Source organism: Aliidiomarina shirensis (assembly GCF_003987345.1).
GTDB lineage: Bacteria > Pseudomonadota > Gammaproteobacteria > Enterobacterales > Alteromonadaceae > Aliidiomarina > Aliidiomarina shirensis.
Genome location: NZ_PIPP01000001.1, coordinates 345,230 through 368,425 on the forward strand (window position 1 = coordinate 345,230; position 23,196 = coordinate 368,425).

Sequence of the window (23,196 nt, forward strand, 5' to 3'; positions counted from 1 at the left end):
GCAGCTACTAGCGTATTTTTTTATTTATTCATGATGTTAATGACAACGCTTAACTACAAACTCGGAGCAACCGTATGACCCTCTCACTCTCTGCACTAACCGCCATTAGCCCAGTAGATGGACGTTATGGCAGTAAAACTGCTGATCTTCGTCCGTTCGTAAGTGAGTTCGGTTTAATTCATCAGCGCGTGCTTGTTGAAGTGCGTTGGTTGCAAAAACTTGCAAGCATTGTGGAAATTACTGAAGTTCCCGCCTTTTCGGATGAGGCAAACGCAGTACTCGATGCCATCGTTGCGGATTTTTCTGAGGCTGATGCCCAACGCGTTAAAGATATTGAACGCACTACCAATCACGATGTGAAAGCAGTTGAGTACTTTTTGAAAGAAAAGGTTGCGGGAAACGCTGAGTTACTCGCAGTTACTGAGTTTATCCACTTTGCCTGTACCTCCGAAGACATTAACAACCTCTCGCACGCATTAATGCTGAACGCTGCCAACGATAACGTAGTTTGGCCCCTGCTCCAGCAATTGCTGCAAGAAATAAGCAAACATGCAGCCGATTACAAAAGTATCCCAATGATGGCCCGTACACATGGCCAACCGGCTACCCCAACAACGATGGGCAAAGAATTTGCTAACGTTGCAGTGCGTTTAGATCGGCAAATGTCGGCGTTGAAGCAAGTGCAGTTCTTGGGCAAAATCAATGGCGCGGTTGGCAATTACAACGCGCATCTTTCTGCATACCCGAATGTTGATTGGCATCAAGTGGCCGAAGAATTTGTTACCTCGCTCGGACTCACATTCAACCCCTATACGACGCAAATTGAGCCGCATGATTACATTGCCGAATGGTTTGATGCAGTATGCCGGTTAAACACTATCTTGATCGATTTTGACCGAGATTTATGGGGCTATATCGCACTCAATCATTTCAAACAAAAAACGATTGCAGGAGAAATTGGTTCTTCTACCATGCCGCATAAAGTAAATCCGATCGACTTTGAAAACTCGGAAGGTAATTTAGGTATTGCGAACGCCATTCTCGGCCATCTAGCAGCAAAACTTCCCATATCGCGATGGCAGCGTGATCTTACCGATTCCACGGTGTTACGTAACCTCGGGGTTGGTTTGGGGTACGCGGTAATTGCTTATCAGGCAACGCTTAAAGGCATTTCTAAACTGGAAGTGAATGAAGAAAACTTGCGAATTGAGCTTAATGCGAATTGGGAGTTACTTGCCGAGCCAGTACAAACAGTGATGCGCCGTTATGCCATTGAAAAACCATACGAGAAATTGAAAGAGCTCACCCGTGGCAAGCGTGTTACTCAGCAAGATTTAGCTATCTTTATTGATAAACTAGAGTTGCCGGAACAAGTTAAGATTGAATTAAAAGCGTTAACTCCGGCAACGTATATTGGCCGCGCTGAAACCTTTGTTGATGAACTGCCAGCGCAATTGAAGAACCTGTAATTTGAGAGTGTGCAAACTGGTTTTGCACACTTGTTTACGTTTCAATTCATGCTTCAAATTTTGCTTCAGTTTAATCGATAAAATTTCGACTAAGCCCATACAAGGTAGCGGAAATCATGACCTTTAACCCATTCCAAGATAGTCCAAGTGATTACATCCTCAATCACTATGCATTTGATGCAGTGGCGTTTTTACGTGATTATTGGCAGAAGAAACCGTGTGTGATTCGTCAGGCCTTTATTGATTTTCAAGATCCAATTAGCGCCGACGAGCTTGCCGGTTTATCGATGGAACCAGGGGTTGATTCTCGGGTTGTGAGTTGCAACGCTGGTAAATGGGATTTGGCACACGGTCCAATTGACGATTTCGGCAAGTTGGGCGAGAAGAATTGGAGCTTACTTGTACAAGCGGTGAACGAGCATTATCCGCCGGCACAAGAGCTTTTGCGCGCATTCCGCTTTCTTCCCGATTGGCGTATTGATGACCTCATGGTGAGCTATTCTACCGAAGGTGGTGGTGTTGGCCCGCACCTTGATCAATATGATGTTTTTATTGTACAAGGCATGGGATCACGCCGCTGGCAAGTAGGCGAACCAGGGGATTTTGAAACCCATTGTCCACACCCCGATCTAAAGCAAGTTCCTGAGTTCGCACCTATTATTGATGAGGTTCTTGAGCCGGGCGATATGATCTACATACCCGCTGGGTTTCCTCATTCAGGTGATACCATTAGCGAAGCATTGAACTACTCGGTTGGTTTGCGTGCCCCTAGTCAGGCGGAGCTGATATCAGCCCTTGCCGACCATGCATTGGAACATGACGACTTACAACTTCGTTTTCGTGATCGGGTAGAAGTATTGTTAGATGATTCCAAAGCCGCGTTAGCTGATCGTGAACCTTGGCATTTACCAGCAGAAATCATTGCCGATTGCCGAAGTTTAATGGCGGCCGCACTAGATAATGATGCCCTTCTACATAAGGTATGCGCGGAACTATTCTCAAAAAACCCACGCCCGCCATTGCCTGAATGGCCAGAACAACCCTACACCCCTGCGGCATTAAAATACAGCTGCCAGCGCTACGATATGTTGGTCAAAGCAGTTGGTGTACGGATGATTACTACCACCGTAGATAGCCAGCTCTATGCTGTGGTACAGGGGCATTGGTATACACTTGATAGTGATGCGGAAGCACTTTTTGGTTTACTAAGCGATATGACCGACTTTGCAGAAACGTTAACTATTCTTGATTATTTAAAATCGGATAGCGCGCGCGCCCTACTTTGTGGTTTATTAAATGAAGGCCTGTTCATTCTAGCAAATGATGAACCGTAATCGGTTGCTGAACGCATTTCCGTGAAGATAAAAAAACCGCCAATCGTAAGCTAGATAGGCGGTTTTTTTGGTAACGAACAAGTGCTATTGTTTATCGGCCCAAAAGCTTTCTTGCTCAACTAATTCGTAGCAGGCCTCAGCATGATTAATCAGTAGCTGGGCAAATTTCTGTTCAGTTTCATCACTTTTCGGCTCGTTCAGAATCTTATCGGCCCGTAACTGCCAGCGCAAACAAAAATGTTTTAATGCATCACGGGCATTGCCTGCAACCGCAGCGTCTACGTGGTCTGTTGGACACACACCGCATATAGCCCAAACTTTGTCGGTTGTTCCCCGCACAGTGAATTTCCAAAGCGCGATGTGAGGCATTAAATAACGGCTTTCTTTAACGAGCACTTGGTCGGTTAAAATACCTTTTTCAACAAGATAACCGTTTGCTTTCTGAAAATGTTCACGCACCCATGCAGCTTGCTCTGGGCTGCTTTCTATCTGTTTTTCACTCATGGTTATCTCACTACTCTTACAGCTATCAATGTTGATATGGCGTTGCTTTAGATATAGACAAACGCGCTATGCGTAGCCCCAACACAAACATCCGCCAAAGGAATAAAATCAACTATATCTTAACAGGCGAAAGCAAAACTGAAAAGCACTAGAAGCCGCCACTGGCCCTACCACGAGTAAGATTTGTTCACTGTAAAGACAAGTTGATACTTTACTAGAAATACGACCAGTTTTTCACTTTCATTTACTAGCAACAGTTTACGTAAAGTGGTAGCTTACGCACCAAATTTGTGTCTTTGACAACAACAATGAGGTTAGCGGAAATGGCGCTATTCGAACACACGGAATATGACAGTCACGAACAGGTTGTTTTCTGTCATGATAAAGTAACCGGCTTAAAAGCAATCATCGCAGTTCACGATACCACGATGGGTCCAGCACTTGGCGGAACTCGCATGTGGAACTACGCGAGCTCAGAAGAAGCCCTAACCGATGTTTTACGTTTATCCCGTGGCATGACATACAAAAGTGCATTAGCTGGATTGCCGCTCGGTGGCGGTAAAGCAGTCATTATTGGCGATGCCAAAAAAGACAAAAGTGAAGCATTCTTTAAAGCATACGGCCGCTTCGTGAATTCTCTGGGTGGCAAATATATCACCGCAGAAGATGTAAATATCCGTACTGCTGATATCGATATTGTTGCTACTGAAACACCTTTTGTTGCAGGCACGGCAAGTAAAGCTGGCGATCCTTCTCCACATACAGCAGAAGGTACTTATCTTGGTTTGAAGGCTGCCGCTAAACACGCATTTGGAAATGAAGATCTCAAAGGTGTTCGCATTGCTGTTCAAGGTTTAGGTGCGGTTGGCTACGATTTTGCCGAGTATTGTGCAAAAGAAGGCGCCAAGCTTATTGTTGCCGATGTAAACGAAGAAGCGGTTGAGCGTGCGGTAAAAGAACTTGGGGCTGAAGCCGTAAGTATTGATGAAATCTACAGTGTTGATTGTGATGTTTATGCGCCATGCGCTTTAGGTGCAACAATCAACGATAATACGTTGAAGGTTATCAAAGCGAAAGTTATCGCGGGTAGTGCAAACAACCAATTGGCCACGCGTGCTCATGATAAGATATTGAAAGACATGGGTATCTTGTATGCGCCTGATTACGTAATTAATGCCGGTGGCGTTATTCATGTATGTTCGGAAGCCGCTAATTTCTCGTTAGAAGATACCGCTAAACGTGTGAAAGCAATTTACGGGACGCTAGATAAGATCTTTACTCGGGCAAAAGATGAGAATCGTCCGACTGGTGAGATTGCTGATGAAATGGCGCGGGAAATTTTGGCTAAGAAATTAGCTGAGAAAATCGCTTAATTCAAAAGCTAGAATAGAGAAAAACGCTGCTGTGTTGTGCACTGCAGCGTTTTTTTATACCTTATCCAGCCATATTTTCCGATTTATGTTACACATGCGAGCAAGTATTGAATCGGGTGTTTTGGTTTCTCGGCGTTGTAGCGCCCTGCCTGACAGCGGCACGAAAAACCAGTTGCGAGTACGGCGCCGGAAGATTCCTCTCCTGCTGATAAATTATCAGAAAAAAATGTTTTCCAACTTAAATCAAAAATTGAGCGGCTCATTTTCTGGTTTTCAAGTTCGTGGCCAAACGTACCGGCCATTCCACAGCACCCAACAGCTGGAACATTTACCTTCATTCCCGCTGCGGTGAATATATCTCGCCATTGATTGCCGGTATTCGGTAGCGCGGTTTGCTCGGTGCAATGCGCTAATATTTGCGTGCTTTCATGGCTTGGCAATAACGCATTGTGGGTAACTAATGGCGACAATGCTTCACGGTTTTTATGCAACCACTCGTGGGCTAAGAGAACATCGAAATCATTGCTCCTGGCAATACCCTCTTTACGGTATTCATCTCGAAAACACAGCACAGTTGCAGCATCAAGGCCAACCATCGGCACCCTGAACTCTTCGTTCAAAGCAGCTAATGCTTTTGCTGTCTCCGTTGCAATGCGCTCAAAGCTCTTTAGGAAGCCTTTTACGTGAGCGGCCTTGGCGTTGGCCATATAGGGCAATAATACCGGCTCCTTGCCCATGGCACGCACTAGCTTCATGAAATCACTTACTAAATGCGCATCGAAGGCGCTCGTGAACGCATCTTGCACAACAAAAACATAATCATTGGCATCAAACGCCAATGATTTGGCTTTCTCCCGCACATCGGCAACGTTCAGGTAATTTTGTTTAGCGGTTTGTTTCGCTAAACTAGGTACTGAAAACTTCGGCGTATCGACATAACCCAACCAATGTTTCTGTAGTGCTTTACTTAGCGGATTATTCGCCAGCAAATTACCAAAGCGCGGAAACCGCGCAAGTTTTAATAAATTTAACTCGGTACTTAACACCAGATAATCTTTTACCGGGCGCTTAAAGTTTTGGTGGTAATGGGCATAGAATACAGCGCGCTGACTCGGAATATCTACTTTTACCGGGCATTGGCTGGAACAGGCTTTGCATGAAAGGCAGGTATCGAGCGCTTTTTTTACTTCTAGATTAAAATCATCACCATTCGGCGCTTTGACTAATCGCGCGTTGGCTAAAATACCCTTTTCGGTGAGCGTTTTAGTTTCCGTACTGTAACCTGCAGCAGATAAACGGCGTAACCACTCACGTAATAGAGTTGCTCGCCCTTTTGGCGAATAGCGTCGATCGCCAGTAGCGCGATACGAAGGGCACATTGGGCTCGTAGCATCAAAATTAAAGCACAAACCATTACCATTACAGTCCATCACACCTTGGAATTGTTGTTGGCTGGTTGCCGGTATTTGTCTATCAAACCACCCTCGTTTTCTCGCATCTACCGATACTAACGGCTCTTTACTGTTTAGAGGTGTGCAAATCTTGCCTGGATTCAAACGATTCTGTGGGTCGAAAACGGCCTTTATCTTCCGCAGCTCAGCGAATAAAGCGTCGCCAAAGAACTCAGGGCCATACTCTGAGCGGTAGCCCTTTCCATGCTCCCCCCACATTAAACCACCAAAACGAGCCGTTAAGCGCATAACTTGATCGCTTATGGTACGGACCATTTCTGAACTCTGTGGATTTTGCATATCCAGCGCTGGCCGAACGTGTAATACGCCGGCATCAACATGCCCAAACATGCCGTAGCGAAGTTGGTGGGAATCAAGCAGCGCACGAAATTCCATTATATATTCGGCTAAGCGCTCCGGGGGAACTGCCGTGTCTTCAACAAAGGCTACGGGTTTTGCCGAACCTTTTGTTGCACCTAACAGGCCTACTGCCTTCTTCCGCATCGCATAGATCTTTTGAATGCTGCTTTCTTCGCGACAAATTTGATATCCGATCACACCAGTAGTGTGCGGATCGAGCCCTGCTAATTGATTGCAAAGTGCTTTGAGTTTGCTACCAATTTCTGCTTGGTCGATACCGGTAAATTCAAGAATATTTATACCACCCATTCGAAAAGGCGGCACATCAGTAAGGAGGTCTTTAACTTGGTGCCAAATAATATCGTTGCGGGCTAAATCCAATACAGTGCTATCCACCGTTTCAACCGAAGTAGCCCGTGCTTTTACTAATTCGGGAGCGTGGCGTAACGCATCTTCAAAATCTTGATACTTCACATTCACCAATACCTTAAAGTTTGGCGTTGGTGTGATTTTCAGTTTTGCGTCGGTAACAACACTCAATGTTCCTTCGGCACCCGCAATTAAGCGCCCTACATCGATAGTTTCATTTTTCGGATCATAGGCATGGGCCAAATCATAACCGGTTAAGAAGCGATTTAGAGGTGGGAATTTATCTTCGATGGCCGCACGCATATCTTTACAGCTACTCAATACTTGCTGGTAGATTCGCCCGATTACATCATCATGTTTTGCTATCTTTTCCGCTTCTGCCAAGGTAACTGGTTCGGTACGTAGCTCATCACCACTCACCAGCAAGCTTCTTAATCCGAGCACATGATCGCTGGTTTTGCCATAGATTAACGAACCCTGGCCTGAGGCATCAGTAGCTATCATGCCGCCAATGGTACAACGATTGCTAGTCGAAGTATCAGGCGCAAAAAAATAGCCATGGGGCGCTAAAACCGCGTTCAACTGGTCCTTGATAATACCGGATTCAACGCGAACCCAACCTTCTTCAAGATTAAGTTCTAAAACGCGGGTGAGGTGACGGCTGAGGTCAATAACAACACCGGGAGTAAGTGCTTGACCATTAGTACCCGTGCCCCCGCCCCGCGGCGAAAAACGTATACCTTGAAACTGCGCGCGCGCTGCCGTTCGAAAAATACAACGAACGTCATTTTGACTGCGCGGATAAAGCACTGCTTGCGGAAGTTGTTGATAAATACTGTTATCGGTAGCCGCAACCATGCGGCCAGAATAACTAAAATCAACATCACCAATATAACCAGCTTGTTCTAACGCACTGATAAAGGCCTGAGTTTCCTCAGGCACTTGTTCGTAATCATTTAAAACCGGTAATCGGCTGGTCACAGCAAAAGACCTCCGCAAAAGGCTAAGTTATTGTTTACTTGTTTAGTTCTTTGGCGAGAAACAACCAAGTATCTAAAACTGTATCTGGATTCAGAGATACCGAATCGATACCTTGCTCTACTAACCAGTGAGCGAAATCAGGATGGTCCGATGGTCCCTGCCCGCATATACCTACATATTTTCCGCGTTTCTTCGCAGTTTGAATGGCCATTGCTAGCAAGGCTTTCACTGCTTCGTTACGCTCATCAAATAAGTGAGCAATTAGCCCGGAATCACGATCTAAACCAAGTGTAAGTTGAGTTAAATCGTTTGAACCGATTGAAAAGCCATCAAAAATATCCAAAAACTTATCAGCTAAAACTGCGTTCGAAGGCAATTCACACATCATAATAACGCGCAAACCATTTTCGCCTTGGCGTAACCCATGTTGCGCCAGCAATTCAATAACGTTACGGCCTTCTTCCAAGGTACGTACGAATGGGATCATGATTTCTACGTTAGTCAGCCCCATATCATTCCGAACGCGTTTTACCGCCTCGCACTCAAGTGCAAAACACTCCGTGAAATCAGGCGCTAGATAACGCGCTGCACCCCGGAAACCAAGCATCGGGTTCTCTTCTTCTGGCTCGTACTGGCGGCCACCAATCAAATTTGCATACTCGTTCGATTTAAAATCTGATAACCGCACGATCACGCGTTCTGGCGCAAAGGAAGCACCAATCGTTGAAATACCTTCGACTAAGCGCTGTATGTAAAACTCTCGTGGGCTTTCATAACCGGAAATTAAATCAGTAATCAGAGCTTGCATCTCTGGCGCTTGATCTTCGTAATGTAAAAGCGCCTTCGGGTGCACACCAATCATGCGATTAATGATAAATTCTAAGCGCGCTAAACCAACGCCTGCATGTGGCAAACGGGCAAAATCGAATGCGCGATCCGGATTCCCCACGTTTTGCATAATCTTGAGGGGTAACGGCGGCATGTTCCCAACTTCTGATTGGGTAACTTCGAAATCTAGAATGCCGCTATACACATTACCCGTATCACCTTCAGCACAAGATACCGTTACTTCAACGCCGTCTTGAATAAGCTTGGTAGCATCACCACAACCAACTACTGCGGGAATACCCAATTCACGCGCAATAATGGCTGCATGACAAGTTCTCCCACCACGATTCGTTACAATTGCAGCGGCACGCTTCATAATCGGTTCCCAATCTGGATCCGTCATATCGGTAACGAGCACATCACCAGGCTGAACTTGGTCCATATCGGCAATCGAATCGAGAACCCGGGCTTTACCGCTACCAATTTTCTGGCCGATTGCGCGCCCGGTAATAATAATCTCTGATTGCCCTTTGAGTGCAAATCGTTCGATGCTGTTACCGGTTTCATTTGAACGTACCGTTTCTGGACGCGCTTGAACGATATAAAGCTTGCCATCAATACCATCTTTCGCCCATTCGATATCCATTGGCCGACCATAATGTTTCTCGATAACCACTGCCTGTTTCGCTAGCTCTAAGATTTCTGCCTCAGTGAGTGAGAATTGCTTTTGCCGCGCGCTATCAACATCTTGAATCGTTACTTGTTTACCATGCTCTTGGCTATCCGAGTAAACCATTTCAATTTTTTTACTACCCATAGTGCGGCGGATTACTGCCGGACGGCCTGCAGCAAGGGTTGGCTTATGAACATGAAATTCATCAGGGTTCACTGCGCCCTGCACTACCATCTCTCCTAAGCCGTATGAAGATGTAATAAATACCACTTGATCAAAACCAGATTCGGTATCAATCGAAAACAAAACGCCCGATGACGCTAAATCACTTCGAACCATGCGCTGTACACCGGCAGAAAGTGCTACACCGCGGTGGTCGTAGCCTTGATGTACCCGATATGAAATGGCTCTATCGTTAAACAAAGAGGCGTAAACGTGCTTAATCGCCTCCATAACGGCATCAATACCTTTTACGTTTAAAAAGGTTTCTTGCTGGCCAGCAAACGAGGCATCCGGCATATCTTCCGCGGTAGCCGAACTGCGCACAGCAAAGCTTGCTTCGGCATAGCCTTCGCTTAACGTGGCATAACTTTCCCGAATGGCGGCATCAAGCTCTGGCGTAAATGGTGTTTCGATAATCCAATTGCGGATTTGCTCCCCTGCTTTAGCAAGCTCTTTTACATCATCAACATCAAGTGTATCGAGTAAATCGTAGATGCGAGCATTAACGCCGCTTTGTTCGAGGAAAGTATTGAACGCGTGAGATGTAGTAGCAAAGCCACCTGGAACAGTAACGCCAGCGCCAGCTAGGTTGCTAATCATTTCGCCAAGTGATGCGTTCTTACCACCAACCCGGTTTACATCGTTCATTCCTAAATCTTGATACCAAAGCACGTATTCTTGCACGGGGTTATCCTTACAATATCGGGGTTAATTGTTGGGTGTGTTCACTGAAGAGTATTTTACACACTAGGGCTTCACAAGTTAACATTTGTATCACTTTCATTTCAGGCTAATTTAATATGCGCACAGCTTTTTACATATCGGATGGCACAGCCCTCACCTCAGAAACCTTTGGTCACGCGATTTTGTCGTTATTTCCGGTTAAATTCGAGCATAAAACGTTACCTTTCGTAGACGATGATGAAAAAGCCCGCAAAGCAGTTCAGGAAATTAATGCCGCGTTTGCTGAAACTAACGAAAAACCGCTGATATTCCATACTTTTGTGAATCCATCATTAAAGAAAATAATTCTTACGAGCGATGGTGTGAGCTACGATTTCCTTGATCACTATGTGGAGCCGGTGCAAGCTGAACTCGGGGTGGCTGCGCAACCGAAAACAAACCGCACACACGGATTAAATCAGGATTACAATTTTCGAATTGATGCGATTAACTACACGCTCGAGAACGACGATGGTGTAAGTACGCGTAATTATGGTGAAGCAGATATTATCCTTGTGGGCGCTTCGCGAACTGGGAAAACCCCTACCTGTATCTACTTAGCCTTACAATACGGTATTAAAGCTGCCAATTATCCCCTTACCGAGGAAGACATGGGGCCGATTGAGCTCCCCTATGACTTGAAGATGCACCGGCATAAGCTATTCGGCCTTACCATTGATCCCGAGCGGCTCCAGAGTATTCGCGAAGCACGGCGCGCTAACAGCCGTTATGCATCAATTGAGCAATGTTTGCTGGAGATAAATGAAATTGAAAGTATTTTTCGGCAAGAAGCAATTCCATATTTGAACTCAACACATGCTTCTGTTGAAGAAATTGCAGCGAAAATAATGACAACGGCGAAGCTCAAACGCCACCGCTACTAATTTATCAATAAATAGAAACAGAAAAGTAGAAACAAAAAAGCTCTGCATTAAGCAGAGCTTTTCTATCGCGTCTAGTTGCGTTCTTAATCTATTTTTTAGCGTTCGTGCTTTCGAATATTTTATCGGCCGAAGCTGCCACAAAACCTGTGTACAACTTGCCTTCCGCAATTTCATAGCGCTTTGCGAACTCATAGAAACAGCTTGGGATTACCGCTTCGCGATCACTAAATTGAACCGACGTGTGGTCAGCCATTGTCGATGATTGCTCTAGAAACACATCTGGCGAGCCTTTAATTTCACCGCCCGATGTGTTCAAGGTAAAACCGGAATCTTTTAATTTCTGATTCACGCTTTCGAGCGTGCTATAGCCAGGCAATTCGTTAACACTTACCGTGAAATGATTCGCACAGAAGCCAAATGCGCTCATCCAAGCAGCATACTCACTTTCTTCAAGCAATTGTTCGTATTGCTTGTGTGATACTTGCCAATGGGTTCCCGAATACAAAAACTCCGGTTTAGTAACCGCGTTCACATCAATTCCCGCAACCATATCGTGCACAATAGCTTGTAACTCAGGCGAAAACTCCTCAACAAGTAGCTCACTAATAAAGATTTTTGGTAACGTTGGGTCGCTGTGCTCGAAGTGTTTTGCGCGCAATTTCTTTTGTTCGAATGCATAATCGCCATTCGCAAAATATCCCATGGCTTCAAAGTGCCCAGTGAGCGCTGCCAAATTTACCGGAGCTATATTGAAGGTACGGAAGGCAACGTGATCGTTAATAATATCATGGCCTTCGCCAAGCACTTCATGCACTTTACTTGCCGATGGGGTGCGTTTGATGTAATCAGCCCACAAAGCTTCAAAAAAACTATGTGCAGCGGAACTGTTTGATGCGCTCATTCATTAACTCCTGTACAACAAGGGCCAGAACACATTTGCGTCCCGACCCTCGGAAATATTTCAGATGAAATTCGGTGTTGATAGGCTGATTATAACCAAAACCAACGTTTTCCTACAGCCCGATTCAATGTTTGCGCTTGTATTATTGATCGAGAACAAGTGTTGATCGAAAACAAGCTTTAAGCTTGGCGCGCCTTGCTTAACGATTCGGCCACTAAGAACGCAAGTTCAAGAACTTGGTCAGCATTTAGCCTTGGATCGCATTGCGTTAAGTAGCGTTCCGCGAGATCATCTTGCGATATCTTATACGCCCCACCTGTACATTCAGTAACATTCTCACCCGTCATTTCAAGGTGAATACCACCGGCGTAGCTACCTTCCGCTTGATGAATCGCAAAGAACTGACGAATCTCGCGAATAATGGCAGCAAAATCCCGTGTCTTATAGCCATTGTTCGCTTTTACGGTATTCCCATGCATCGGGTCACTCGACCAAACTACATTCCGGCCTTCCTTCTGCACTCTGCGAATAAGCTTCGGCAAATTATTCGCTAAGTTATCCGCTCCCATGCGCGTAATTAAGGTGAGTCGTCCGGGAATATTATTCGGGTTCAAGGTATCGATTAGCGCCATTAGCTCTTCTTCGGTAGCCGTTGGCCCTACTTTTACGCCTACTGGATTGTTGATACCTCGGAAAAACTCAATATGCGCGTGATCGAGTTGCCGAGTACGTTCACCCATCCATACCATGTGTGCGGAACAATTATACGGCATACCGGTGAGGCTATCGGTACGTGTAAGAGCCTCTTCATATGGTAACAGCAGTGCTTCATGAGAAGTGAACAATTCGGTTTCATGAATGGTTGGGTGCGTTTCTGCGGTAATTCCCAACACTTCCATAAAGCGCAATGATTCTTGGATACGCTCGGAAATCGCCTGATATTTTTCTTTCATTGGGTTGGCGTTGATAAACCCCATGTTCCATTTATGTACTTTGTGCAAATCAGCGTAACCGCCTTGCGCAAATGCGCGCAGCAGGTTTAACGTTGCCGCTGAATGGTGGTAGGCCGTTAACATACGCTGTGGATCAGGCTCGCGTGCTTCGGCGTTAAAATCTAAGCCATTAATAATGTCGCCACGATAGCTTGGTAACGAAACACCATCGATCGTTTCCATATCGCCAGAACGTGGTTTTGCGAATTGGCCAGCCATGCGGCCAACCTTCACAACCGGTACTTCGCCAGCAAAGGTCATGACAATTGCCATTTGCAGCATTACCTTAAACGTGTCGCGAATTTTTGGTGCGGTAAAATCGCGAAACGATTCTGCGCAATCACCACCCTGCAATAAAAAACCATTCCCTTCACAGACATCGCCTAAATGACTTTGTAAACGGCGTATCTCTTCTGCAAATACTAACGGTGGATAGCGTTTAAGCTGGGATTCAACTTCAGCAAGGGCTGCGGCGTCCGCATAATTGGGTTGTTGCTTGATTGGGAATTGGCGCCAGCTATCTGGTGTCCACTGCATGATAATTCCTTATACTGCTTGATTCAGGATGTATTTGAATGTATCTGCCGAGGCATCTTATTGCAATGGCAAATTGAGCATTTCTCGCATTTCGCGCTATTTTGGCCTTGAGATATTTAAAATACGCCCCAAACTCGCATATTGATCAGCGCCCAGGCGAGCGATTGGGTTCACCTGCAGAGCGTCCACTAAAAGCCTTGTACTGCTAGTGCCGTCTGGCTTTCGCTTTTCTTCGCTACGGGCTACTTTATCATCAATATAGATTTTCACGATTTCACCGAAAACCATTGTTTGGGGTGCTCCGGGCACATCTTGCAGAGCGTGAAGCTTACAAGCAAACGCAATTGGGCACTCGGCTACTCGTTGCAAAGGGAAATCGCCAAAATCAACCATATTCACAGCAATACTATCCAACTCGGATTCCGTGGCTGGTAAACTGCGCGATGACTCGGTTACTTCGCTAGCCAGTGCTTCGGAAGCAATATGCACCACGAAATACGGGTTATTCGCAATATTTACTTTGGTATCCTTGCCCTCGCCCGGTGTTTTATTACCAACCGAAAACATCAGTAAAGGCGGCTCACTAGAAACTGCGGTAAAGTAAGAGAATGGTGCAAGATTCAAGTGGCCTTGTTGATGTTGCGTGAGTACCCACGCTACTGGACGCGGAATGAGTGTTTGCGTCATGAGGTGGTAAATTGAACTGCTATTCTCGTTTGCTAGATCAATAATCATTAATAACTCCCGTGGCGTAAGGCAGCAATGCGCTTTTCAATAGGCGGATGTGTCATCATTAATTCGCCTTTCGCTAACTTACCTTTAATACCAAACGCCAACATTTTATCATCCAACTGCGATTCTTTCCCTTGTGCAAGACGTTGTAATGCGGCAATCATTTTGTTCGGCCCTACCAAACGTGCCGCACCTGCGTCTGCACGATATTCGCGCTGCCGCGAAAAATAGAACACAATTAAGCTGGCTAGTGCCCCAAACAACACTTCAAATAATATAACCAGGCCAAAATAAACAAAACCGCCGCCACCATGATGGCTGCCACCCTGCTGGTTCCCTCGTAAAGCATTGTTAATGAGTCCTGCGACAACACGGGCCAAAAAGATAACAAAGGTATTTACCACACCTTGGATTAAGGTAAGCGTTACCATATCCCCATTCGCAATATGGCTGACTTCATGCGCTAATACCGCTTCCACTTCATCTTTGCTCATTGAGCGTAAAAGCCCGGTAGAAACCGCTACCAGCGAACTATTTTTGCTGGCGCCGGTGGCAAAAGCATTCGGTTCAGGAGAATCGTAAATCGCTACCTCCGGCATTGGAATAGAAGCCTTTTGCGATTGCTTGCGCACCGTATCAAGCAGCCAGCGTTCAGCATCATTGCGCGGCTGTTGAATAACTTTTGCGCCGGTAGAGCGCTTTGCCATCCATTTTGATAAGAAAAGCGAAATGAACGCGCCACCAAAACCGAATATTGCTGCGAAGATTAACAATCCTGTGTAGCTGCCAAAATCCACACCGAAAACCGTCATAATGATGTTCATGACGATACTAAGTACAACCAAAACGGCAAGATTAGTGGCCAAAAAGAGAACGATACGCTTCATTTATGTTTCCTCATTCAATACTTATAAATAGGCACTTGTAATAAACACCTATAATTCTTGATATGGTTGTATACGGCGCTACTTTCAAGGTGCTACTTTGCAATTTTTACACGCTATGATTAAGCTAACGCGCTAACTATCTCGGAATCATCCGCAAAACCAATGTAGTAAGGAACCCCATGCGTAACTTATTGTTAATGAGCAGTTCGAAAGCAGGTGACAGTGGCTATCTAGAGCACGGAAAACCTTGGTTAACTGAGCATTTCAGAGATAAAGAAGTTATCTTCATCCCCTACGCAGGGGTAACGATGAGCCATTCTGATTATACCCAAAAAGTATCTGCCGCATTAGCAGATACAGGTATCAAAGTACGCGGTATCGAAGCATTTGCAGATGCGAAAGCGGCTATTAAAAATGCTGAAGGAATCGCCGTTGGGGGCGGAAATACCTTTGTTTTGCTCGATTTGCTGTACAAAAAAGGCCTTATCGATCCGATCAAGCGCAAGATTACTGAGGGCACGCCCTATGCAGGTTGGAGTGCCGGTTCGAATATCGCCGGATTAAGTATCAAAACAACAAATGATATGCCTATCGTACAGCCGCCTTCGTTCAGTGCTTTAGCCGCTGTTAACTTTCAACTAAATCCACATTACATAGATACCCACCCACCCGGATTTCATGGTGAAACGCGAGCGCAACGGTTAGCTGAGTTTATGATGCTCAATCCCGCCACAACCATTGTTGGCATTCGTGAAGGTACAGCGCTCCGAATTAAAGGGAAAAATATGCAATTGCTCGGCGCACTAAACGCGGTTGCATTCCGTGATGGCCGCGAATTAACGCTAACGGCTGGTAAAGATTGTTCTTCTTACCTTTAGCGCTTTGCACTGAGCTTTAACTGCGACAACCAGTTCTGTTGTTCAAGCCACACTTGCTGTTGCGCCTCCATTTCCGCTCCGGAAAAATAGGGTACTTCGGCAAGCAGTGGTGCCGCTATCCGCGAACGTAAAGTAGCAAGGTTCTCTTTATACATTGGCATCACATCAGGTGTTGCTTGATTTGCTACCCATCCGGCTACTTTGAGCCCGAGCGCCTTAATTGCACTGATCGTGAGTAAAGCATGATTCAAACACCCAAGCCGCATACCAACAACTAAGATAACGTCCATATTGGCGCGGCTTACAAAGCTGGGCATGTCCTCAAGAGCGTTCAATGGTAATTGCCACCCGCCGGCCCCTTCAGTGAGTAGAACATCGGCATCCAACGCAGCTAGATGTTGCCAATGTTTTAGCAACTGGGTAACACTTAGTGGAATTTCGGCACTGTTCTTTTCTGCCATAGCGGCAATGTGCGGTGCTATGGCAGGTTCATATGCAAACGGATTTACTTTGCTGTAAGGCAATTGCAGAGTTGCCGCTGCCTGCAACTTTAGTGCATCTTCATTTACCCAGTAACCGCTTTGATGATGACTTCTAGGGCTTTCTGAGTCGGCTCCATTTGTTTGCGTGCTAGAACAGTTTTGCATGTTGGCGCTCGATACCGCACGCCACTCACAACCCGCCGCAATCGGCTTCATGGCAACCGTATCGAAGCCCGCCCGTGCGAGCGCATTAAGCAACAGAACAGCAACTTCCGTTTTGCCAACATCAGTATCAGTTCCCGTGATGAATAGTTTTCTCATTATTACTTAAACTCATGATAAATATATTGTAGGCCATTCTAAATCAATGGATTACGCTAAACCTTTAAAAGGATAAATCCTAGTCTGTAGGATAACGGCAAGCCATTTAACGTTCGGTATTGCTCGTAGCCAGCAACAATTGCGGTATATTCCGCCAGCCCTAACTTCGGTGTACTTGAGCTTCCTTGATGATCAGCACCGATTGCACTGATGCTTCGTAACAGCGAGCGAACATCGGGAAAGTATACGGATACTTCACGTTCCTCTCTAAACGTGCACTCAAGATCCGCCTGTGCGATCCACGATAACCAATCAGAAAGTGTTGATTGCTGATTTACACCCGCCTGGCGCAAAAACTCATTCCGCAATTTAGCCAAGGGTTGTAAGCTATTATCCAGCACCGTGGCCAGCGCAATAATACCGCCAGGCTTGGTTATGCGTTTGAGTTCCAAAAGCAGTTGTAGTGGGTTATTACTCCATTGCACCGCTAAATTTGAATACACTAAATCAAAGTGTGCCTGCGCAAAAGGTAGGTTTTCCATATCTGCTTGAATGTAGCACGCTTCATCTGAATTCATCTGCGCTGCTTTCGATAACATACCGTGTGCGATATCAACACCTACATAACGCTTGCCTAATCGCTGTAACTGCGTAGTTTGCGTACCTGGTCCACACCCTAAGTCGAGTATCGAACCGGCCATAGGTGCGGGTTTCACGTTAATTTCAGAGAGTTCTTGCTGGCACTCAGAGCGCTCCAACATTTCGGCGTACAGGACATCGCGTAATATCTGCGCACTCGCCTGCTGCAGATTCGCATACTGCTGATAACGTTCAGCACAACGGCTAAAACGTGCGGCAATAGCCGCTTTATCGTATTCGGCAAGCATCAGTAAGTTCCTGATCGTTATCGAGAATATCTGCAATCGTGGCAAATAACTGGTTAATTGCTGATAAAGATTGATTTAAGCTGAGGGTAAAACGAATTCGCGCCGTGCCTTTCGGTACTGTAGGTGGCCGTATGGCAATGCACTGGAAACCTGAATCGGCCAACGCTTGGCTTAAACGCAAAGCTAACGTATTACTTCCTACGAGCAATGGTTGAATTGCTGTATCCGAAGCACCTAACCGAAGCTTTAGTGCAGCGGCGTTACGTTTAAATAATTGAATACGCTCGGTGAGCGCTGATTGTAGCGATTGATCGCGTTTAATCGTGTTCAATGCAGCACGTATGGCGTCCGCTTGTGCTGGTGCGAACGCTGTGCTGTAAATTAAGTGCCGCGCGCTCTGTACTAAACTATCTGCAATTTGATGATCGGTGGCCACAAAAGCGCCCGCTACCCCAAACGCTTTACCAAAGGTGCCGGTAACAATATCGATCTCAGGTGCTTGCGGGTGATCGAAAACACCTCGGCCCCGAGCACCGGTTACGCCGATGCCATGGGCATCATCGAGCATCAACATACCAGTGTTCTTAGCCGCAACTAATGCCGATACATCGGCAGAATCGCCATCCATGCTGAAAACACCTTCGGATACAATTAACGGGCAAGTGTTTGCTGGAAGCTTGCTTTGTTTAGCCGCAAGATCTGCATAATTATTGTGCTGAAACCGAGCAAGGCGTTGGCTACTTGGGTAATTTACGCCATCATAAATCGAAGCATGGCAAAGCTTATCGATAATCGGCGTTAATCCCAGCTTGCATAGCACTTGCAATACGCCTTGGTTCGCACTGAAACCGCTGTTAAATAACAGAACGCGCTCAACACCAAACCATTCTGCAAGTTCTTCCGCGAGCGTTTGGTGAGCCGTTGTATATCCGGTAACCAGAGGGCTCGCACCTGCCCCAGTGCCCCAATCAGAGATTCCCTTTTGAAACGCGGCAATAACCTCAGGGTGTTGGCTTAAGCCCAGATAATCATTACTGGAAAAATTATAATTTCGATCTTGTACAGAAGTTTGCGCAGTAAGAGTACGCCGCAACTGCTTTTCGCTTTGCATATGTAACCGCGACGCAAGTACTTCACGCACTTGCTGTGCGTTTTGTGGCATTTCAGTATTCTTATCCACCTGCATAGCGCCCTTCTCAAAAAGAACAAATCAATCTTTTTTAAACCTTATGCGGTTTCTTTAATTTCGCTATCATCTGCTTTGATGCGTGCACCACAAGGCGCTACAACGGTATCTTCGCCCGTTTGCGTCGCTGCATCGTAATACAGTGGCTTCTGCGGTTTCTTTTGTTCCGGCTTTAGCCCTAGCCGCGCAAATAGCTTTTGGTCTGCATCAGCAACAGGATTTGCCGTGGTTAGCAGTTTCTCACCGTAGAAAATTGAATTCGCACCGGCAAAGAAGCACATCGCTTGCAATTCATCATTCATGGTTTCCCGGCCAGCAGAAAGACGAACGTGTGATTTCGGCATTAAAATTCGGGCAACGGCAATACAACGCACAAACTCAAACGAATCCATATCGTCAATGGACTCAAACGGTGTACCGGCAACTTTTACTAACTGGTTAATAGGCACTGATTCCGGAGGTAATGGCATGTTTGCCAGCTGTTGTAACAAACCAATTCGATCGCTTTGTTCTTCGCCCATGCCCACGATGCCGCCAGAGCATACCTTCATACCTGCTTTACGCACGTTAGATATAGTATCCAAACGATCCTGATAGCTACGTGTTGTAATCACCTCGCCATAATACTCTGGCGAGGTATCGAGGTTATGATTGTAATAATCCAAACCCGCTTCAGCGAGCGCATTAGCTTGATCATCAGAAAGCATACCCAATGTCATGCAGGTTTCTAGGCCTAGTTCCCTAACCCCTTTTACCATGGCTTGAATCTTGGCCATATCCCGTGCTTTCGGATCGCGCCATGCAGCTCCCATACAAAACCGGGTGGCGCCAGTTTCTAGCGCGCGCTGGGCTTGTTGCAATACCCGTTCCACTTCCATCAATTGCTCTTTTTCAAGGCCGGTATCGTAACGCGCGCTTTGTGGGCAATACTTACAATCTTCTGGGCAGGCACCGGTTTTAATCGACAGTAAGGTGCTTACTTGCACTTCATTCGGGTTGAAATGCTCGCGGTGAACACTTTGCGCCTGAAACAATAAATCATTCAATGGTAAATCAAATAGCGCTTGAATTTCGGCGCGCTGCCAGTGTTTTGGCGCATGGCTGATAGTTGAATTCGACGTTTCTGGGGTTGTATGTACCTGTGCTTGGCTCATAAGTAACTCTATTCGTTGTATCAATGTGGCTTTCGTTGCGAAAATTAGTATGGGTTCGAATTGGCGGAACCTGAACACAACGCATGCGATCTGAGGCTAGAAAAACTCGACTAGAATAGCGCTCAACAGTACACTGTCAATATAATGAAATTCACTATCTTTACAAGTGGCTACTAAATATACTATGCAATTAACTGATCTTGCTTTCGACCAGCGCCACATCTGGCATCCTTATACTTCTCTGACCAGCCCATTACCAACCTACCCGGTAGCGAGTGCCAAAGGGGTATATCTAACGCTCGATACGGGTGAGCAACTTGTAGATGGGATGTCGTCTTGGTGGAGCACCATTCATGGTTACAATCACCCTGAGTTAAATGCCGTTGCTCACAAACAGATTGATACCATGGCCCATGTGATGTTCGGGGGAATCACTCACGCCCCCGCTGTCGAGCTGTGTAAACGTTTAATCAGCCTCACCCCGGAGCCGCTCGATGCAGTATTTTTAGCGGATTCTGGCTCTATTGCAGTTGAAGTGGCGATTAAGATGGCTCTACAGTTTCAGGTTAGCCGCGGTAAAGCCAATAAAAATAAATTGGTGACGATTCGCCAGGGATACCACGGTGATACCTTTGCAGCGATGTCGGTGTGCGATCCCGTGAATGGCATGCACGAACTGTTCACCGGCGTGTTACCGCAACATGTATTCGCCCCTGCACCGCAGATTAAACCGGATGAGGAATGGCGAGATAGCGATATCAGCGCGTTGGCAGAAATTATTAGCGAGCAGCATGAAAATCTCGCCGCCCTTATTCTCGAGCCCATAGTACAGGGCGCTGGCGGCATGCGCTTTTACCACCCAGAATATCTTCGGCAAGCTCGAAAGCTCTGTGATAAATACGATTTACTTCTGATTGCCGATGAAATTGCTACCGGCTTCGGCCGCACCGGCAAACTATTTGCTTGCGAACATGCGAATATTAGCCCCGATATTCTTTGTGTGGGTAAAGCACTAACCGGTGGCTATATGACTTTGGCGGCAACCCTCACCACTCGGCATGTTGCTGATACCATTGGCGGTGGCCCTGGCGGCGGTAATTTAATGCATGGCCCAACGTTTATGGGCAACCCCCTCGCCTGTGCGGTAGCGTGTGCGAGTTTAGATATTATTGCGAAAGGCGCCTGGCAGCAGCAAGTAGCCGCCATTTCCGCCCAACTCAAGGCCGAGCTTTCAGCATGCCGCACGAGTGAGTATGTAGCGGATGTGCGGGTGTTTGGCGCTATCGGAGTGGTTGAAATGCAACGTCCTATTGATGTCGCCGCGGCACAAAAGCAATTTGTTGCTGCGGGGGTTTGGATACGGCCATTTGGTAAACTCTTGTATATCATGCCGCCATACATTATCGAACCCGAGCAACTCAGTATGCTTACCCACGCTATTTCGAAATATTGCCAAGCGCCTGTTTAGGGCGTTTCGGCATTTACCTTGCGCGTAAACAAGTGCTCTGAATACATTGCGCTAGCAGGCGCAAGAAAGTAACATAAACGGCTTATAAAAATTCATGCATTTGTGCGCTCGTTTCGGAGAATTAGTTTCATGTCTATCGCTGTAATTAAAGATGTTCTAGGCGGCAAATTTGCCGTTGGCGAAACCGTATCGGTTCGTGGTTGGGTGCGTACCCGCCGCGATTCGAAAGCTGGCATTTCCTTTATCAATATTCACGATGGTTCGTGCTTTGATGCTGTGCAAGCGGTTGCGCCAAATGAACTGAATAATTACCAAAGCGAGGTAGTGAAACTGACTACCGGTTGTTCGGTAATTATTACCGGTACTGTGGCTGAATCTGCAGGTAAAGGGCAAGCATTTGAACTGCAAGCTACCGCCGTTGAAGTTGTAGGTTGGGTTGAAGATCCTGATACCTACCCTATGGCGCCAAAACGCCACAGTATGGAGTATTTACGCGAGTTTGCGCACTTACGCCCGCGCACCAATATTTCTGGTGCGGTAACTCGGGTTCGCCACTGCTTAGCGCAAGCTGTTCATCGTTTTTTCGATGAGCGTAGCTTTTATTGGATTAGCACCCCGATCATCACAACCAGTGATGCCGAAGGCGCCGGAGAACTTTTCCGGGTTTCAACCTTAGATATGACCAATCTTCCACTTACGGAACAAGGGAAAGTGGATTACAAAGAAGATTTCTTCGGAAAAGAAGCATTTCTTACGGTGTCTGGCCAGCTTAACGTAGAAACCTATGCGTGTGCGCTTTCGAACGTGTATACCTTTGGGCCAACATTCCGCGCTGAAAACTCAAACACGAGCCGCCATTTAGCCGAATTCTGGATGATTGAACCAGAAGTTGCATTTGCCGATTTAGAGGATGTCGCGAAACTTGCAGAAGATATGCTCAAATACGTATTCAAAGCGGTGTTAGCTGAGCGTGCTGATGATATGGCATTCTTTGCAGAACGCATTGATAAAGAAGCAATTAGCCGCCTCGAGCACGTTATTGCCAATGATTTCGTGCACATGGATTACACCGATGCGGTAGAGATTCTGCAAAACTGTGGCAAAGAATTTACCTACCCTGTTTCTTGGGGTACGGATTTACAATCAGAGCACGAGCGCTACTTAGCTGAAGAGCATGTTGGTGCGCCGATTATTTTGAAAAACTATCCGCGTGATATCAAAGCCTTCTACATGCGCCAAAACGATGATGGCAAAACCGTAGCGGCGATGGATGTGCTCGCTCCAGGTATTGGTGAAATCATTGGTGGTAGCGCCCGTGAAGAACGGTTAGATATGTTTGATAAGCGCTTAGATGAAATGGGCTTACCAAAAGAAGAATACAGCTGGTATCGCGATTTACGTCGCTATGGCACGGTTCCACATGCTGGCTTCGGATTAGGGTTTGAACGCTTAGTGGCCTACGTTACCGGTGTGCAAAACATCCGGGACGTTATTCCATTCCCACGTAGCCCGAACAACGCTGAGTTTTAAGCCGTAACACGCTGAACAACACGAAACGCCGCATTACACCTGGTAAATGCGGCGTTTTTTTATACCTAAT

The 23,196-nt window shown here is 46.3% G+C and carries 18 protein-coding genes; 7 read left to right on the forward strand and 11 right to left on the reverse strand.

Annotated elements, in window-relative coordinates:
• The first annotated feature begins 74 nt into the window (after nt 1-74).
• Nucleotides 75-1,469: an adenylosuccinate lyase gene (gene purB, locus CWE13_RS01595; protein ID WP_126805586.1), complete on the forward strand. Its 1,395-nt coding sequence runs from the start codon at nt 75-77 to the stop codon at nt 1,467-1,469.
• A 116-nt stretch (nt 1,470-1,585) separates the two neighbouring features.
• On the forward strand, nt 1,586-2,803 hold the full coding sequence (locus CWE13_RS01600; RefSeq protein ID WP_126805587.1) for a cupin domain-containing protein: 1,218 nt from the start codon (nt 1,586-1,588) through the stop codon (nt 2,801-2,803).
• Between the two features lie 84 nt (nt 2,804-2,887).
• Here the strand turns inward: CWE13_RS01600 and CWE13_RS01605 are convergent, their stop codons facing one another.
• Nucleotides 2,888-3,307, reverse strand: coding sequence for a DUF4826 family protein (locus tag CWE13_RS01605; RefSeq protein WP_126805588.1), 420 nt, complete (start codon nt 3,305-3,307; stop codon nt 2,888-2,890).
• A 323-nt stretch (nt 3,308-3,630) separates the two neighbouring features.
• Here CWE13_RS01605 and CWE13_RS01610 point away from each other — a divergent pair, with 323 nt between their 5' ends.
• A complete protein-coding gene (locus CWE13_RS01610) occupies nt 3,631-4,680 on the forward strand; it encodes a Glu/Leu/Phe/Val dehydrogenase dimerization domain-containing protein (protein WP_126805589.1) in 1,050 nt (349 codons plus the stop codon).
• 83 nt (nt 4,681-4,763) lie between these two features.
• Here the strand turns inward: CWE13_RS01610 and ydiJ are convergent, their stop codons facing one another.
• Together ydiJ and ppsA are read right to left on the reverse strand one after the other, a co-directional pair.
• A complete protein-coding gene (gene ydiJ, locus CWE13_RS01615; protein ID WP_126805590.1) occupies nt 4,764-7,841 on the reverse strand; it encodes a D-2-hydroxyglutarate dehydrogenase YdiJ in 3,078 nt (1,025 codons plus the stop codon).
• A 34-nt stretch (nt 7,842-7,875) separates the two neighbouring features.
• Nucleotides 7,876-10,248 carry a phosphoenolpyruvate synthase gene (gene ppsA / locus CWE13_RS01620; protein ID WP_126805591.1) on the reverse strand — a complete coding sequence of 791 codons (2,373 nt, stop codon included), beginning with the start codon at nt 10,246-10,248 and terminating at the stop codon, nt 7,876-7,878.
• Nucleotides 10,249-10,364: 116 nt separating this feature from the next.
• Here ppsA and ppsR point away from each other — a divergent pair, with 116 nt between their 5' ends.
• On the forward strand, nt 10,365-11,171 hold the full coding sequence (gene ppsR, locus CWE13_RS01625; RefSeq protein WP_126805592.1) for a posphoenolpyruvate synthetase regulatory kinase/phosphorylase PpsR: 807 nt from the start codon (nt 10,365-10,367) through the stop codon (nt 11,169-11,171).
• Between the two features lie 88 nt (nt 11,172-11,259).
• Here the strand turns inward: ppsR and CWE13_RS01630 are convergent, their stop codons facing one another.
• The 4 genes from CWE13_RS01630 to htpX all read right to left on the reverse strand — a co-directional run bounded on the left by CWE13_RS01630 (nt 11,260) and on the right by htpX (nt 15,220).
• Nucleotides 11,260-12,072 carry a DUF1338 domain-containing protein gene (locus CWE13_RS01630; RefSeq protein WP_126805593.1) on the reverse strand — a complete coding sequence of 271 codons (813 nt, stop codon included), beginning with the start codon at nt 12,070-12,072 and terminating at the stop codon, nt 11,260-11,262.
• A 179-nt stretch (nt 12,073-12,251) separates the two neighbouring features.
• A complete protein-coding gene (locus tag CWE13_RS01635; RefSeq protein WP_126805594.1) occupies nt 12,252-13,604 on the reverse strand; it encodes a class II 3-deoxy-7-phosphoheptulonate synthase in 1,353 nt (450 codons plus the stop codon).
• Between the two features lie 93 nt (nt 13,605-13,697).
• A complete protein-coding gene (locus CWE13_RS01640) occupies nt 13,698-14,336 on the reverse strand; it encodes a flavin reductase family protein (RefSeq protein WP_126805595.1) in 639 nt (212 codons plus the stop codon).
• Complete coding sequence (gene htpX, locus CWE13_RS01645; protein ID WP_126805596.1) at nt 14,336-15,220, reverse strand: protease HtpX; 885 nt, start codon at nt 15,218-15,220, stop codon at nt 14,336-14,338. The genes CWE13_RS01640 and htpX overlap by 1 nt, the downstream gene beginning before the upstream one ends.
• Nucleotides 15,221-15,399: 179 nt before the next feature.
• On the opposite strand from htpX, the gene pepE reads away from it, so the two are divergent.
• Nucleotides 15,400-16,098 carry a dipeptidase PepE gene (gene pepE, locus CWE13_RS01650; protein WP_126805597.1) on the forward strand — a complete coding sequence of 233 codons (699 nt, stop codon included), beginning with the start codon at nt 15,400-15,402 and terminating at the stop codon, nt 16,096-16,098.
• Here pepE and bioD read toward each other — a convergent pair.
• From bioD to bioB, 4 genes are read right to left on the reverse strand one after another with little or no spacing between them, the layout of a single operon-like run.
• Nucleotides 16,095-16,901: a dethiobiotin synthase gene (gene bioD / locus CWE13_RS01655; RefSeq protein ID WP_126805598.1), complete on the reverse strand. Its 807-nt coding sequence runs from the start codon at nt 16,899-16,901 to the stop codon at nt 16,095-16,097. The genes pepE and bioD overlap by 4 nt on opposite strands.
• A 56-nt stretch (nt 16,902-16,957) precedes the next feature.
• Complete coding sequence (locus tag CWE13_RS01660; RefSeq protein ID WP_126805599.1) at nt 16,958-17,788, reverse strand: methyltransferase domain-containing protein; 831 nt, start codon at nt 17,786-17,788, stop codon at nt 16,958-16,960.
• Complete coding sequence (locus CWE13_RS01665) at nt 17,769-18,968, reverse strand: aminotransferase class I/II-fold pyridoxal phosphate-dependent enzyme (protein ID WP_157980919.1); 1,200 nt, start codon at nt 18,966-18,968, stop codon at nt 17,769-17,771. Before CWE13_RS01665 ends, CWE13_RS01660 begins: the two co-directional genes overlap by 20 nt.
• A 47-nt stretch (nt 18,969-19,015) precedes the next feature.
• Nucleotides 19,016-20,128 (reverse strand): biotin synthase BioB, encoded by a 1,113-nt coding sequence (gene bioB / locus CWE13_RS01670; protein WP_126805601.1) that lies wholly within the window; start codon nt 20,126-20,128, stop codon nt 19,016-19,018.
• Between the two features lie 184 nt (nt 20,129-20,312).
• On the opposite strand from bioB, the gene bioA reads away from it, so the two are divergent.
• Nucleotides 20,313-21,596 (forward strand): adenosylmethionine--8-amino-7-oxononanoate transaminase, encoded by a 1,284-nt coding sequence (gene bioA, locus CWE13_RS01675; protein WP_126805602.1) that lies wholly within the window; start codon nt 20,313-20,315, stop codon nt 21,594-21,596.
• A 129-nt stretch (nt 21,597-21,725) separates the two neighbouring features.
• Nucleotides 21,726-23,126, forward strand: coding sequence for an asparagine--tRNA ligase (gene asnS / locus CWE13_RS01680; RefSeq protein ID WP_126805603.1), 1,401 nt, complete (start codon nt 21,726-21,728; stop codon nt 23,124-23,126).
• The last annotated feature ends 70 nt before the right edge of the window (nt 23,127-23,196 follow it).

Excerpts from the sequence above, each read along its gene's own strand:
- CWE13_RS01660 (WP_126805599.1), bottom strand. The coding sequence starts at position 17,788 with ATGCTTGCCGAATACGATAAAGCGGCTATTGCCGCACGTTTTAGCCGT.
- bioA (WP_126805602.1), top strand. The coding sequence starts at position 20,313 with ATGCAATTAACTGATCTTGCTTTCGACCAGCGCCACATCTGGCATCCT.
- CWE13_RS01630 (WP_126805593.1), bottom strand. The coding sequence starts at position 12,072 with ATGAGCGCATCAAACAGTTCCGCTGCACATAGTTTTTTTGAAGCTTTG.
- CWE13_RS01610 (WP_126805589.1), top strand. The coding sequence starts at position 3,631 with ATGGCGCTATTCGAACACACGGAATATGACAGTCACGAACAGGTTGTT.
- htpX (WP_126805596.1), bottom strand. The coding sequence starts at position 15,220 with ATGAAGCGTATCGTTCTCTTTTTGGCCACTAATCTTGCCGTTTTGGTT.
- CWE13_RS01605 (WP_126805588.1), bottom strand. The coding sequence starts at position 3,307 with ATGAGTGAAAAACAGATAGAAAGCAGCCCAGAGCAAGCTGCATGGGTG.
- ppsR (WP_126805592.1), top strand. The coding sequence starts at position 10,365 with ATGCGCACAGCTTTTTACATATCGGATGGCACAGCCCTCACCTCAGAA.
- pepE (WP_126805597.1), top strand. The coding sequence starts at position 15,400 with ATGCGTAACTTATTGTTAATGAGCAGTTCGAAAGCAGGTGACAGTGGC.
- bioB (WP_126805601.1), bottom strand. The coding sequence starts at position 20,128 with ATGAGCCAAGCACAGGTACATACAACCCCAGAAACGTCGAATTCAACT.
- purB (WP_126805586.1), top strand. The coding sequence starts at position 75 with ATGACCCTCTCACTCTCTGCACTAACCGCCATTAGCCCAGTAGATGGA.
- bioD (WP_126805598.1), bottom strand. The coding sequence starts at position 16,901 with ATGAGAAAACTATTCATCACGGGAACTGATACTGATGTTGGCAAAACG.
- asnS (WP_126805603.1), top strand. The coding sequence starts at position 21,726 with ATGTCTATCGCTGTAATTAAAGATGTTCTAGGCGGCAAATTTGCCGTT.
- CWE13_RS01640 (WP_126805595.1), bottom strand. The coding sequence starts at position 14,336 with ATGATTATTGATCTAGCAAACGAGAATAGCAGTTCAATTTACCACCTC.
- CWE13_RS01600 (WP_126805587.1), top strand. The coding sequence starts at position 1,586 with ATGACCTTTAACCCATTCCAAGATAGTCCAAGTGATTACATCCTCAAT.